This is a genomic window from Burkholderia sp. LMG 13014, assembly GCF_905232215.1.
Taxonomy (GTDB): Bacteria; Pseudomonadota; Gammaproteobacteria; order Burkholderiales; family Burkholderiaceae; genus Burkholderia.
In genome coordinates, this window is record NZ_CAJNKE010000137.1 from 1 (window position 1) to 12,369 (window position 12,369).

Sequence of the window (12,369 nt, forward strand, 5' to 3'; positions counted from 1 at the left end):
GCAGACGGTGCTGTTCCTGTCGGCCTTCCCGAGCGCTGCGCTCACGGGCCAGTCGGTCGTCGTCAGCCACGGCTGGTTCATGCAGTAACGCACTGCCGCGGGCGGCCGCGATGCGCGCCGCTCGCGCGAGGTCGTTGCGCCGGCAAGCCGAGCAAAAGGCATAAAAAAACGCGCTCCTGGGAGCGCGTTTTTTGTTTCGGCAGAGTGGGGCGGCGCCGATAACGGCTGCTGCCCACTCACGCCGCGTTACTTCAGGACGGCTGCGACCGCATTGGCGACCGCGTCGAGGTTGCGCGTGTTCAGTGCGGCAACGCAGATCCGGCCCGTGCCGACCGCATAGATGCCGAACTCGTCGCGCAGGCGATCGACTTGCGCCGAGGTCAGGCCCGAATACGAGAACATCCCGCGCTGCTCGTTGATGAAGCTGAAGTCGCGGTCGACGCCGCTGGCCTTCAGGCGCTCGACGAGACCGTTGCGCATCGCGCGGATGCGATCGCGCATTTCACCGAGCTCCTGCACCCACGAAGCGTGCAGTTCCGGCGACGCGAGCACCGCGGCGACCACGGCACCGCCGTGGGTCGGCGGGTTCGAGTAATTCGTGCGGATCACGCGCTTCAGTTGCGACAGCACGCGCGTCGCTTCTTCCTTGCTCGACGTGATGATCGACAGTGCGCCGACGCGCTCGCCGTACAGCGAGAACGACTTCGAGAACGACGACGACACGAATGCGTTCAGGTCAGCCGCGGCAAACAGGCGCACGGCGGCTGCATCGGCCTCGATGTTCTCGCCGAAACCCTGGTAGGCCATGTCGAGGAACGGCACGAGGTTGCGCGCCTTCACGACGTCGACGACCTGTTGCCATTGCGCTTCCGTCAGGTCCACGCCGGTCGGGTTGTGGCAGCACGCGTGCAGCACGACGACCGTGCCTGCCGCGTAGCTGTTCAGTGCCGACAGCATGCCTTCGAAGTTCACGCCGTTGGTAGCAGCGTCGTAATACGGGTACGCAACGACTTCGAAGCCGGCTGCTTCGAACAGCGCGCGGTGGTTTTCCCAGCTCGGATCGCTGATCGCGACCTTCACGTTCGGGTTCACGGTACGCAGGAAATCGGCGCCGATCTTCAGCGCGCCCGTGCCGCCCAGTGCCTGGGCCGTGACCACGCGACCGGCTGCGATCAGCGGCGAGTCGTTGCCGAGCAGCAGCTTCTGCACGGCCGCATCGTAGGCGGCAATGCCGTCGATCGGCAGGTAGCCGCGCGGCAGGCCGGCCTCGACACGCACCTTCTCTGCTTCGCGAACCGCGCGCAGCAGCGGAATCTTGCCTTCTTCGTTCGTGTACACACCGACGCCGAGGTTGACCTTGGTCGGACGCGCATCGGCGTTGAAGGCTTCGTTCAGGCCCAGGATCGGGTCGCGGGGAGCAAGCTGGACAGCGGAGAAGAGCGACATGATGATTCGGCAGTAGTGAAAAGAGGGTCAGGCTTTCAACGGGCGGGGCGGGCGCGGTGGACCGCGCGCAGGCAGGCACGACGCCGGAAAGCGCAGCAGCCTGACATTGTAGCGAATTCACGCAGGCGGGGGCGGCGAATCGGCGGCGAAATTCGGCCGGGAATGGCGATATCGGACGGCCGTCGCGCGTCAGGAGCCGACAGCAGTTCGCGCGGCCGCGAAGCGCTAGAATGCTTTCTTTGCCCTCGCTCCGGCCGCATTCCATGTCCGAACATAAAGCCGAAACCGGCGACGCGCTCGACGAATCGAAATTCGTGACCTTCGAAGGGTCGCCGTTCCAGCTGTATCAACCGTATCCGCCCGCAGGCGACCAGCCGACCGCAATCGAGACGCTCGTCGAAGGGGTCGAGGACGGTCTCTCGTTCCAGACGCTGCTCGGCGTGACGGGTTCGGGCAAGACCTTCACGATGGCCAATACGATCGCGCGGCTCGGCCGCCCGGCGATCGTGTTCGCGCCGAACAAGACGCTCGCCGCGCAGCTCTACTCGGAATTTCGCGAGTTCTTCCCGCGCAACGCGGTCGAGTACTTCGTCTCGTACTACGACTATTACCAGCCTGAAGCGTACGTGCCGCAGCGCGACCTGTTCATCGAAAAGGACTCGTCGATCAACGAGCACATCGAGCAGATGCGGCTGTCGGCGACGAAGAGCCTGATGGAGCGCCGCGACGTCGTGATCGTCGCGACGGTGTCGGCGATCTACGGTATCGGCAACCCGTCCGAATACCACCAGATGATCCTGACGCTGCGCACCGGCGACAAGCTCGGCCAGCGCGACGTGATCGCGCGGCTGATTGCGATGCAGTACACGCGCAACGACCAGGATTTCCAGCGCGGCACGTTCCGTGTGCGCGGCGACACGATCGACATCTTTCCGGCCGAACACGCGGAGCTGGCCGTGCGCGTCGAGCTGTTCGACGACGAGGTCGAGACGCTGCACCTGTTCGACCCGCTGACGGGGCGCGTGCGGCAGAAGATTCCGCGCTTCACCGTGTATCCGTCGTCGCACTACGTGACGCCGCGCGACACCGTGATGCGCGCGGTCGAGACGATCAAGGACGAATTGCGCGAGCGCCTCGAGTACTTTCACAGCGACGGCAAGCTCGTCGAGGCGCAGCGCCTCGAACAGCGCACGCGGTTCGATCTCGAGATGCTGCAGGAACTCGGCTTCTGCAAGGGCATCGAGAATTACTCGCGGCATTTCTCGGGCGCCGAGCCCGGCGATCCGCCGCCGACCCTCGTCGACTACCTGCCGTCCGATGCGCTGATGCTGCTCGACGAGTCGCACGTGCTGATCGGCCAGTTGAACGGCATGTACAACGGCGACCGTGCGCGCAAGGAAAACCTCGTCAACTACGGGTTCCGGCTGCCGTCGGCGCTCGACAACCGGCCGCTCAAGTTCCCCGAATTCGAACGCAAGATGCGCCAGGTCGTGTTCGTGTCGGCCACGCCGGCCGACTACGAGAAGCGCGTGACCGGGCAGATCGCCGAGCAGGTCGTTCGGCCGACCGGGCTCGTCGATCCGGAAATCGAAGTGCGGCCGGCGAGCTCGCAGGTCGACGACGTGCTGACCGAGATCAATGCCCGCGTGAAGGCCGAGGAGCGTGTGCTGATCACCGTACTGACGAAGCGGATGGCCGAGCAGCTCACCGAGTTTCTGGCGGACCACGGGGTCAAGGTGCGCTACCTGCACAGCGACATCGACACGGTCGAGCGCGTCGAAATCATCCGCGACCTGCGACTCGGTACGTTCGACGTGCTGGTCGGGATCAACCTGCTGCGGGAAGGGCTCGACATTCCGGAAGTGTCGCTCGTCGCGATCCTCGACGCGGACAAGGAAGGCTTCCTGCGCGCCGAGCGCTCGCTGATCCAGACGATCGGCCGGGCCGCGCGGAACGTGAACGGCAAGGCGATCCTCTACGCGGACAACATGACCGAGTCGATGAAGCGCGCGATCGGCGAGACCGAGCGGCGCCGTGCGAAGCAGATCGCGCACAACGAAAAGATGGGCATCACGCCGCGCGGCGTGGTGAAGCGCATCAAGGACATCATCGACGGCGTCTACAACGCCGACGAAGCGCGCGCGGAGCTGAAGGAAGCGCAGCAGCGCGCGAAATTCGAGGACATGTCGGAGAAGCAGCTGGCGAAGGAAATCAAGCGCCTCGAAAAGCAGATGGCCGACTACGCGAAGAACCTCGAGTTCGAGAAGGCCGCCGCGACCCGCGACCAGCTCGCGCTGCTGCGCGAGCGCGTGTTCGGTGCGAACGTCGGCGATCACGTCAGCGGCGGTCGGTAAATCTTTCCAAGCGTCACCGAAACGTGCCGGTAATCGAGCTGTAAGCCTTGTCGCATCAGGGGTTTACGCGGAGCCTCGTTTGTTCCGGAACGGGATCGGTGCTAAACTCCGCAATTATTGAGAATAGTTCGCATTAACGTTCTTCATCGCGTTAGTGTTTCCAGCGGGGCGCCCGGCGGGTGGCTCGCACGGTGTCAGATCAAATAACAAGGAGTGTCCATGTTGGGTTCTTCGTTCATCCGCACGTCGGTTGCGGTAGCGGCGGCGCTTGCCGCGATGTCGGCCTCGGCTGCCGAATATCCGATCGGCAAGCAGCAGATCCAGGGCGGCATGGAAATCGGCGCGGTGTACCTGCAGCCGATCACGATGGACCCGGAAGGGATGATGCGCAAGGCGTCGGATTCCGACATCCACCTCGAGGCCGATATCCATGCGGTCAAGAACAACCCGACGGGTTTCGCGGAAGGCGACTGGATGCCGTACCTGCAGGTCACGTACAAGCTGACGAAGCAGGGCGACACGAAGTGGAAGGCGGAAGGCGACCTGATGGGCATGGTCGCGAGCGACGGCCCGCACTACGGCGACAACGTGAAGCTGGCCGGCCCGGGCAAGTACCACCTGACGATGACCGTCAAGCCGCCGATGCAATCGGGCCACATGGCGTTCGGCCGTCACATCGACAAGGAAACGGGCGTGGGCGCATGGTTCAAGCCCATCACCCTCGAGTATGACTTCCCGTTCGCCGGTATCGGCAAGAAGGGCGGTTACTGATCGGTGGCATCACGGACGGCGCGCTTCGGCGCGCCGTCGGCGTAGAGAACCCAGAATGAAAATTCCCCAGAAAGTCTTTGCCGCAGCCGCTGCGTTGTGGCTCGCCGGCGCAGCGCACGCTGCCGACCTGCCGACGTTCAAGCTCGAGATGACGGACGGCAAGCTGAATCCCGCTCGCATCGAAGTGCCGGCCGGCCAGCGTTTCAAGATTGAGATCAAGAACACCGGCAAGGGCGCCGCCGAATTCGAGAGCGTGCAACTGCGCAAGGAGAAGGTGCTCGCGCCGGGTGCCGATTCGTTCGTGGTCGTCGCGCCGTTGTCGCCGGGCGAATACAAGTTTTTCGACGATTTCCACCAGCAGGCACAGGGCGTGATCGTCGCGAAGTAACGCGTTTTATCTGCGCGCAGGCCCACCTGCCCGGTGTACCGCGCGTCAGGAGGTATCGATGGGTCAGATCTTGTTCATCGTCTGGCGGGAGAGCGTCGAAGCGCTGCTCGTCGTCGGCATTCTCTACGCATGGCTGAAAAACGGCGACGACGACGCGCGCCGCGGCCTGCCTTTTCTCTGGGCCGGCGTCGGTGTCGGCCTGCTGATGGCGGTCGGCCTCGGCGCAGCGCTGGTCGGTTTCACCGAAGTGCTGTCCGGCGACGCGCAGGACTACTTCCAGACCGCGATGGTGCTGATCGCATGCGTGCTGATCGTGCAGATGGTGCTGTGGATGCGCAGGCACGGCCGCACGCTGAAGCGCGACATGGAGCAATCGCTGCAGCAGAGCACGCGCGATTCGAACTGGTGGGGCGTCGCGGTGCTGGTCGCGCTCGCGATCGCGCGTGAAGGCAGCGAGACGGTGATCTTCCTGTACGGCCTCGGTTTCGGCCAGTCGGGCCACGTCGACGGCAGCCAGATGCTCGCGGTCGTGATCGGCCTCGGCCTCGCATTCCTGACGTTCTATCTGCTGCAACTCGGCGGCAAGTATTTCTCGTGGCGGCACTTCTTCCGCGTCACCGAAGTGATGCTGCTGTTCCTCGGCGCGGGCCTGTTCCAGACCGGCGTCGACAAGCTGATCGACAAGGAAATCCTGCCGCTCGGCATTTCGCAGGTGTGGGATACGTCGTCGATTCTCGATGACTCCAGCACGTTCGGCTCGCTCGTCGCGACGCTGACGGGCTATCGCGCGCATCCGGCGCTGACCAACCTGGTCGCCTATGCGGTGTACTGGGCAGTCGTCTGGCTGTTGATGAAGCGCGCGAGCCGTCGTCCGGCCGTCGCGGCGGGTCGCGCGGCATGAACGTTGTCGCCGCAACCAAGCCGGGCTGGCTCGCGCAGGCGGGGCAGTGGATGCAGCGTCACGGCGCGGTGATCCGCGGCATCCAGTGGGTCGTCGTCGCCGTCTATGCGTTCCTGATCATCGTGCCGGCGGTGCTGCCGCTGCCGGACGACTCCGCGCACCTGTGGAACAACCTCACGCTGATCGCGCAATTCACGTTCTGGGGCATCTGGTGGCCGTTCGTGCTGCTGTCGATGGTGATGCTCGGCCGTGTCTGGTGCGGCGTGCTGTGCCCGGAAGGTGCGCTGACCGAATTCGCGAGCAAGTTCGGCCGCGGCGGCCCGATTCCGCGCTGGATGCGGTGGGGCGGCTGGCCATTCGTCGCGTTCGGGCTCACGACGATCTACGGGCAAATGGTGAGCGTGTACCAGTACCCGCTCGCGGTGCTGTTCGTGCTCGGCGGCTCGACCGTCGGCGCAATCGTGATCGGCTTGCTGTACGGCCGCGAGAAGCGCGTGTGGTGCAAGTACCTGTGCCCGGTCAACGGCGTATTCGGGCTGCTCGCGCGGCTTGCGCCGATGCGCTACAAGGTCGATGAGGATGCGTGGCGCCGTTCGTACAAGAACGGCGAGCATGGCCATCGCGTGATTCCGATCAACTGCGCGCCGCTCGTGCCGTTGCGCAACATGAAGGGCGCGGCGGACTGCCATATGTGCGGCCGCTGCAGCGGGCACCGCGATGCGATCTCGCTGTCGTTGCGCTCGCCGTCCGACGAAGTCGTGAACCTCGGCGCGCAGCAGGCGAACCCGTGGGACACCGCGCTGATCCTGTACGGCCTGCTCGGCGTCGCGATCGGTGCGTTCCACTGGACCGCCAGCCCGTGGTTCGTGCAGATCAAGCAATGGCTCGCGGGCTGGCTGATCGACCATGACATCACGTGGCCGCTCGAAACCAACGCGCCGTGGTTCCTGCTCACGCATTACCCGGATCGCAACGACGTGTTCTCGTGGCTCGACGGCGGGCTCGTCGTCAGCTACATCGTCGGCACGGGGCTCGTGTACGGCACGGCGCTGCTCGTGCTGCTGGCTGGTGCCACGCTGATGCTCGGCCGCTTCGATCGCGTGCGGCTCCATCATCTCGCGCAGGCGCTGATTCCGATCGCGGGCGCGGGCGTGTTCCTCGGGCTGTCGGCGACGACGCTGTCGCTGCTGCGTGCCGAGCATGTGCCGCTCGGCTGGGCCACGGACGTGCGTATCGCGATCCTGGTCGGCGCCAACGCGTGGAGCGCGTGGCTCGCGTGGAAGGTGACGGGGCGTTACGCGGCCTGGCCGCGCCGGCTTGCCGCCTTTGCATGGTTCGCGGCAGGGCTGGCCGTCGTCGACAGTGCGTGGTGGTTGATGTTCTGGGGGTTTTGAGCGGCATTTGCGCTGCCTGAGGCCATCCATGCATGGAGCAGGGCGGAAGGCGATCCTTCGGGATGCATTGAAGTCACCGCGAACGGCATGTCGAACACATCGGCGCCACCCAAACAAAAAAGCGACACGTCCTTCGACGTGTCGCTTTTTTCTTCCAGGCGTGAGAACCAAAAAAAGTGGCTTGGCTTGCTGCAACGGCTGCTTGAGTGTGTTTGCACGAAGGGGTCTAGATCTCGCGTGCAAGCCGTTACGCTGGCTACTGCCCAACACCTCTCAGGGAGGTGGTCCCCACAATACTCGGTCGTTACTTCGTCAGGATCAGTTTGCCGAGCCGCGTGGCGCGCAACTGATAGGTCTCTCCGTTATGCGCGATGCTGACGTGGCTTTGGCCTTGCAGCAGCGCATCGCTGCTGACGACCCGCGTGCCTGCATCGCGGTTGCCGGCGGGTGTCGCCGGCGTGGTGACCGCTGCCGTTTTCTGGCGGCTGCTGCCTGCGGTGCCGGTCGGGCGGCGCAGGGTCAGCGTGGTCGGGCGCATGGTGTCGGTCATTCGGTTGATCGGTGACTGTCGATACGATGGAATGAATTCTAAATGATAACCATTCCCATTCGCAAAAACTCTTTATCGATCGAAATGGCAAACTTGATAGCTTGAGTCAAAGGGGCGGCCCGTAGGCCGCCACCGGGGTCAGTGCAGCGGATCGGGATCCTTGCGACCCTGCGCGTACTCGCGGATCAGGCGGACCGTGTCGATATCCGACGTGCGGTACGCCTCCTTGACGATCCCGTGCGTCTGACGCGCGTCTTCGCTGTCGTCCGTGACGACCAGCGTCGTGCGGTATTCGAAACGCAGGAACAGTTCGTGGTCGTCGCGCTCGTCGATCGTCATCGTCAGCGAGCCGCCGATCTCGCCGTCGGCGGCGAGGATGTCGTAGCGAACCTGCTGGTTCGGCGTGAACGTGACGTGGTCGCGCACGGTCGCGTGACCGTAGTGCAGCTCACGTTCGAGCGTCGTGTCCGTCCGTTGGTGGACGACACAGCTGTCGAGGCCGAGCACGAACAGTTGCGGCTGTTCGGCGCGCAACACGAGACCTTCCCAGAGCTGGTCGCGGGTGAGGGTCGGCACGGCCGGATCGTCGGAGTTGATCTGGATCAGGTGTTCGAAGTTCAAGGGGACGGGTTCCTTCTGGTGGCGGGCAGCCACATGGTTCAAGAAGTCATTGTGACGCAAAACGCGTGGTTTCGCGGCACCTGCGGCCCCACTCGAGCGTCACGCGTCGATGCGGCCCATGCGGCCGGTCTGGTAGTCGACGACGGCCTGCCGGATCTCTTCCTCGGTATTCATCACGAACGGGCCGTAGCGCACGATCGGCTCGTTGAGCGGCACGCCGCCGATCAGCAGCAGGTCGAGCGATGTATCGCCGGCCGCGAACGTGACGGAGTCGCCGTCGCAGCCGTAGACGATCATATGTTGTGCGTCGACAGCCTGCCTGTCGGGCCCGTAGAGGCCCGTTCCTTCGATCGGATAGGCGAACACGCGATAGCCTGCCGGCACGGGCTGCGTGACCGTTGCGCCCGGTTCCAGCGTGAAATGCTGATAGAGGATCGGCGTGCGTGTCTCGATCACGGCCTTGGCGCCGAACGCCTCGCCGGCGATCACTCGCACGCGCGCGCGGCCGTCCGGCGACGTCGCGGTCGGGATGCGGCTGGCGGAAATCTCCTGGTAGCGCGGCGCGATCAGCTTGTCGCGACGCGGCAGGTTGACCCACAGCTGGAAGCCGTGCGAGCGGCCACCCGCTTGCGCGAACGCGGGATCCGGCATCTCGCTGTGCACGACGCCGGCGCCGGCCGTCATCCACTGCACGTCGCCGGGGCCGAGCGCGCCCGCGTGGCCGGCCGAGTCGTGATGGCGATAGTGCCCGTCGAGCACGTAGGTCACGGTCTCGAAGCCGCGATGCGGGTGGGCAGGCGCGCCGCGGGCTTCGCCGGGCGCATAGTCGACCGGACCCATTTCATCGAGCAGCAGGAACGGATCGAAATCCATCAGCAGCCGGGTCGGGAACGGGCGGTGAACCACGAAGCCGCCGCCTTCGGTCGTGCGAAGCGCGGGGTAAGTGCGGTCAAGCGAGCGGGCGGTCGTCATGCGGATTCCCTCGAAATGATCGGAATAGCGTTATTTTTGAAACATGGCGCTATTATATTGGGCGTTTTACCGTTCGATTCGCGACGGTTCGCAATGGATTGTTCTGAAATTGGAACGATGAGATGAATATCGATGCACATAACCTGAACGACCTCATGTACTTTTCGCAGGTCGTCGAACATGGCGGTTTCTCGGCCGCGGAGCGCGTGCTGGGCATCTCGAAATCGCGCCTGTCGCGGCGCCTGACCGAACTCGAGGCGGCGCTCGGCGTGCGCCTGCTGCAGCGTTCCACACGCAAGCTCGCGCTGACCGAGGCAGGAGAACTGTTCTACCAGCATTGCCAGGCGATGCTGGCCGAAGCGCAGGCGGCGATGAACGCGGTCCAGCAGTTGCGCTCGTCGCCGCGCGGCTCGGTGCGCGTCAGCGTGCCCGTGACGCTGTCGCAGACGATGCTGTCGCGCATCCTGCCCGAATTCCTGCGCCGCTATCCCGAGGTGAAGGTGCATGTCCGCGTGACGAATCGCGTAATCGACCTGTTCGAGGATTCGATCGACGTCGCGCTGCGCGTGCGCTCGGAGCCGCCGCAGAACGCCAATATCGTCGTGCGGCCGCTGTGGCGCACCGAGCAGATGCTGGTCGGCGCACCGAGCCTGCTGAGCCAGAATGCGCCGCCGCTGGTGCCGGACGACCTGACCGGATTCGAGACGCTCGATACGCCGAGCGTCGACGGGCGGCACGTGTTCAACCTGATCGCGCCGGACGGTACACGTCACGTGCACGAGCACGACCCGCGCCTCGTGACGGCCGACCTGATGACGATCCGCGAAGCCGTGCTCGATGGCCTCGGTATCGCGGCCCTGCCGGAGATGATGTACGGCAACGCGCTGCGCGCGGGGCAACTGTCGCCCGTGATGCCGGGCTGGACGCTGCCGGTGCCGCAACTGTATGCGGTGTTCGTGTCGCGGCAGGGGATGCCGCCCGCGGTGCGTGCGTTCGTCGACTATCTGGTCGAGAAGCTCGACCACGGCGCCTACCAGGATCCGGGGTGCCCGGAGCGTGCGAAGAAGGAAGCGGCAGCCAATGCTTCGGCGACCTGAACACGACGTGCACGACGAGGCAAATTTGTTTTGTCATTGAAGCGTCGCCTGCAATCGCAAGTTTCAATCGCCGGAACCTTGAATGCGCGTGCGTGCGGGCCTATATTGGAATCCCATTTCGTGAAGGAAGTTCGGAGCGAAATCAGGTGGCCGCATATATTGCGAGCCAGATAGGGCAGAACGCGCAGTCCGTGCAGACCACGGCAGAGTCGCATTTGCGTTGCTCGAGGCGCAACCGATACCGCCAAAGAGCCCGCCGCCCGAAGGCGCCCGCGTGCGCATGAAAAAAGGCCTTCATCTGGCGATGAAGGCCTTTTACTTTGTGTGCGGCCGGCTAGGCGCGGCCGGCGAGGTGCGGCCGGCTAGGTCCCGCTTGCGCGTTCGTTACTTCGCTTTTGCGGTCGGCTCCGTCACGAAGCCGAGCTTCGTCAGGCCGCCTGCCTGCGCATCCGACATCACTCCCGCGACGTGCTCGTAGGCGACCTTGCGGTCCGCACGCAGGTGCAACTCCGGTTGCGGCGTGCGCTTTGCCGCTTCCGCGATGCGCGCCTGCAATTGTTCGCGCGTGACCGTGTGGTCGTCCCACAGGATCGTACCGTCGCCCTGGATCGCGACGTCGACCGTCTGCGGCTTTTCGTCGACGGGCTGGCTGCTGGCGTGCGGCAGGTCGATCTTCACCGCATGCTGCATCGCCGGGATCGTCACGAGAAAAATGATCAGGAGTACGAGCATGACGTCGACGAGCGGCGTCATGTTGATCTCGCTCATCACGGCATCGTCGTCATCGTCGCTGAAACCGGTGTTCATTGCCATGGTTCACCCCGCCTCAGCTGGCGCGCGTCGCGAGACGCAGGCCATCGCGCGTCGACGACGACGCAAGGCTCGCGCCCGTCACGAAGTACGCGTGCAGGCCGTGCGCGAAGCGGCGCAGCTTGCTGACGACACCCTTGTTCGCGCGGGTCAGTGCGTTGTAGCCGAGCACGGCCGGGATCGCGACGAACAGGCCGAACGCGGTCATGATCAGCGATTCGCCGACCGGGCCCGCGACCTGGTCGATCGACGTCTGGCCGGTTGCGCCGATCGCGAGCAGTGCGTGGTAGATCCCCCAGACCGTACCGAACAGGCCGACGAACGGCGCCGTGCTGCCGACCGATGCGAGGATCGCGAGGCCGCTCTGCATGCGCGAGATGCCTTCGTCCATCGTGTCCTTCAGGCAGCGCGTGACCCAGTCCGACACGTCCATGCGGTCGTGCAGGTGCGGCTGCGTCTGGTGGTGGTGATCGGCGGCTTCCTTGCCCGACAGTGCGAGCGCGAGGAACGGGTTGTCATTCGGCGTCGAGGCGGCGAGCCCGAGCTTCTTGATGCCGTCGTCGAAATTGTCCGAATGCCAGAACGCCTGTTCGGCGTTCTTCGTCAGGCGGTTCAGGCGGATCACGTTCCAACCCTTGATGACGATCACGATCCACGACAGGACCGACATCACGAGCAGCGTGATTGCAATGGCGCGCGTGACGAAATCACCTTGCGCCCAGACGTGCGCGATACCGTAGCTTTGCATTTTCTTGTTTCCTTTGAATCTACCGAATATGACGGGTTAGTCGTCAAGCGTGAAGTTGAAGGGCAGCGTATGGGCGGCGCGGATCGCCTGGCCGTTCTCGATATACGGCGGACAGGTGCTGGCGCGCGTCGCCTCGAGCGCGGCTTCGTCGAGACGCGGGTAGCCGCTGCTCTTCTGCAACTGGACGCTTTCGATCTTGCCCGTCACGCCGATGATGAAGTGAACATAGGCCGTGCCCGTTTCGCCGCGACGGCGCGACATCGACGGATAGGTGGGCTTCACGAAATTGCAGGTGAGCGCCGACACGTTCTTCGGCG

General features: G+C 64.5%; 13 protein-coding genes and 1 pseudogene. 7 read left to right on the forward strand and 7 right to left on the reverse strand.

Going from position 1 to position 12,369, the window contains the following annotated elements; all coding sequences use genetic code 11:
- Positions 1–88: pseudogene (locus tag JYJ84_RS16105) on the forward strand (3-hydroxybutyrate dehydrogenase); the annotation flags it as partial.
- 158 nt (positions 89–246) lie between these two features.
- On the opposite strand, the gene JYJ84_RS16110 reads toward JYJ84_RS16105, so the two are convergent.
- Positions 247–1,446: an amino acid aminotransferase gene (locus JYJ84_RS16110; RefSeq protein WP_122945875.1), complete on the reverse strand. Its 1,200-nt coding sequence runs from the start codon at positions 1,444–1,446 to the stop codon at positions 247–249.
- 263 nt (positions 1,447–1,709) lie between these two features.
- Here JYJ84_RS16110 and uvrB point away from each other — a divergent pair, with 263 nt between their 5' ends.
- The 5 genes from uvrB (at position 1,710) to JYJ84_RS16135 (ending at position 7,254) form a co-directional block, all read left to right on the forward strand.
- Positions 1,710–3,800: an excinuclease ABC subunit UvrB gene (gene uvrB / locus JYJ84_RS16115; protein WP_122945874.1), complete on the forward strand. Its 2,091-nt coding sequence runs from the start codon at positions 1,710–1,712 to the stop codon at positions 3,798–3,800.
- 219 nt (positions 3,801–4,019) lie between these two features.
- A complete protein-coding gene (locus tag JYJ84_RS16120; RefSeq protein WP_122945873.1) occupies positions 4,020–4,571 on the forward strand; it encodes an iron transporter in 552 nt (183 codons plus the stop codon).
- A 55-nt stretch (positions 4,572–4,626) separates the two neighbouring features.
- Positions 4,627–4,959, forward strand: coding sequence for a cupredoxin domain-containing protein (locus JYJ84_RS16125; protein WP_043188759.1), 333 nt, complete (start codon positions 4,627–4,629; stop codon positions 4,957–4,959).
- 58 nt (positions 4,960–5,017) lie between these two features.
- Positions 5,018–5,860 carry an FTR1 family protein gene (locus tag JYJ84_RS16130; protein WP_043188756.1) on the forward strand — a complete coding sequence of 281 codons (843 nt, stop codon included), beginning with the start codon at positions 5,018–5,020 and terminating at the stop codon, positions 5,858–5,860.
- Positions 5,857–7,254 carry a 4Fe-4S binding protein gene (locus tag JYJ84_RS16135; protein WP_174963338.1) on the forward strand — a complete coding sequence of 466 codons (1,398 nt, stop codon included), beginning with the start codon at positions 5,857–5,859 and terminating at the stop codon, positions 7,252–7,254. Before JYJ84_RS16130 ends, JYJ84_RS16135 begins: the two co-directional genes overlap by 4 nt.
- A gap of 304 nt (positions 7,255–7,558) precedes the next feature.
- Here JYJ84_RS16135 and hemP read toward each other — a convergent pair whose 3' ends face one another.
- The 3 genes from hemP to JYJ84_RS16150 all read right to left on the reverse strand — a co-directional run bounded on the left by hemP (position 7,559) and on the right by JYJ84_RS16150 (position 9,397).
- Positions 7,559–7,804 (reverse strand): hemin uptake protein HemP, encoded by a 246-nt coding sequence (hemP, locus tag JYJ84_RS16140; RefSeq protein WP_122945871.1) that lies wholly within the window; start codon positions 7,802–7,804, stop codon positions 7,559–7,561.
- 138 nt (positions 7,805–7,942) lie between these two features.
- Positions 7,943–8,425, reverse strand: a complete 483-nt coding sequence (locus JYJ84_RS16145) for an SRPBCC family protein (protein WP_122945870.1) — start codon at positions 8,423–8,425, stop codon at positions 7,943–7,945.
- A 99-nt stretch (positions 8,426–8,524) separates the two neighbouring features.
- Positions 8,525–9,397 carry a pirin family protein gene (locus JYJ84_RS16150; RefSeq protein WP_122945869.1) on the reverse strand — a complete coding sequence of 291 codons (873 nt, stop codon included), beginning with the start codon at positions 9,395–9,397 and terminating at the stop codon, positions 8,525–8,527.
- A gap of 122 nt (positions 9,398–9,519) precedes the next feature.
- Here JYJ84_RS16150 and JYJ84_RS16155 point away from each other — a divergent pair, with 122 nt between their 5' ends.
- Positions 9,520–10,494 (forward strand): LysR family transcriptional regulator, encoded by a 975-nt coding sequence (locus JYJ84_RS16155; protein WP_122945868.1) that lies wholly within the window; start codon positions 9,520–9,522, stop codon positions 10,492–10,494.
- A 384-nt stretch (positions 10,495–10,878) separates the two neighbouring features.
- On the opposite strand, the gene JYJ84_RS16160 is transcribed toward JYJ84_RS16155, so the two are convergent.
- From JYJ84_RS16160 to JYJ84_RS16170, 3 genes are all read right to left on the reverse strand, one after another.
- Positions 10,879–11,307 (reverse strand): biopolymer transporter ExbD, encoded by a 429-nt coding sequence (locus tag JYJ84_RS16160; protein WP_122945867.1) that lies wholly within the window; start codon positions 11,305–11,307, stop codon positions 10,879–10,881.
- A 13-nt stretch (positions 11,308–11,320) separates the two neighbouring features.
- Positions 11,321–12,052, reverse strand: coding sequence for a MotA/TolQ/ExbB proton channel family protein (locus JYJ84_RS16165; RefSeq protein WP_043188744.1), 732 nt, complete (start codon positions 12,050–12,052; stop codon positions 11,321–11,323).
- Between the two features lie 36 nt (positions 12,053–12,088).
- Positions 12,089–12,369, reverse strand: a 281-nt coding sequence (locus JYJ84_RS16170) for an energy transducer TonB (RefSeq protein ID WP_205189283.1), incomplete at its 5' end; no start/stop codon positions are given.

Bases quoted from the DNA above. Each gene is read 5' to 3' on its own strand.
- JYJ84_RS16165 (WP_043188744.1), bottom strand. From the start codon at position 12,052: ATGCAAAGCTACGGTATCGCGCACGTCTGGGCGCAAGGTGATTTCGTC.
- hemP (WP_122945871.1), bottom strand. From the start codon at position 7,804: ATGACCGACACCATGCGCCCGACCACGCTGACCCTGCGCCGCCCGACC.
- JYJ84_RS16130 (WP_043188756.1), top strand. From the start codon at position 5,018: ATGGGTCAGATCTTGTTCATCGTCTGGCGGGAGAGCGTCGAAGCGCTG.
- JYJ84_RS16120 (WP_122945873.1), top strand. From the start codon at position 4,020: ATGTTGGGTTCTTCGTTCATCCGCACGTCGGTTGCGGTAGCGGCGGCG.
- JYJ84_RS16155 (WP_122945868.1), top strand. From the start codon at position 9,520: ATGAATATCGATGCACATAACCTGAACGACCTCATGTACTTTTCGCAG.
- JYJ84_RS16150 (WP_122945869.1), bottom strand. From the start codon at position 9,397: ATGACGACCGCCCGCTCGCTTGACCGCACTTACCCCGCGCTTCGCACG.
- JYJ84_RS16160 (WP_122945867.1), bottom strand. From the start codon at position 11,307: ATGGCAATGAACACCGGTTTCAGCGACGATGACGACGATGCCGTGATG.
- JYJ84_RS16135 (WP_174963338.1), top strand. From the start codon at position 5,857: ATGAACGTTGTCGCCGCAACCAAGCCGGGCTGGCTCGCGCAGGCGGGG.
- uvrB (WP_122945874.1), top strand. From the start codon at position 1,710: ATGTCCGAACATAAAGCCGAAACCGGCGACGCGCTCGACGAATCGAAA.
- JYJ84_RS16110 (WP_122945875.1), bottom strand. From the start codon at position 1,446: ATGTCGCTCTTCTCCGCTGTCCAGCTTGCTCCCCGCGACCCGATCCTG.
- JYJ84_RS16125 (WP_043188759.1), top strand. From the start codon at position 4,627: ATGAAAATTCCCCAGAAAGTCTTTGCCGCAGCCGCTGCGTTGTGGCTC.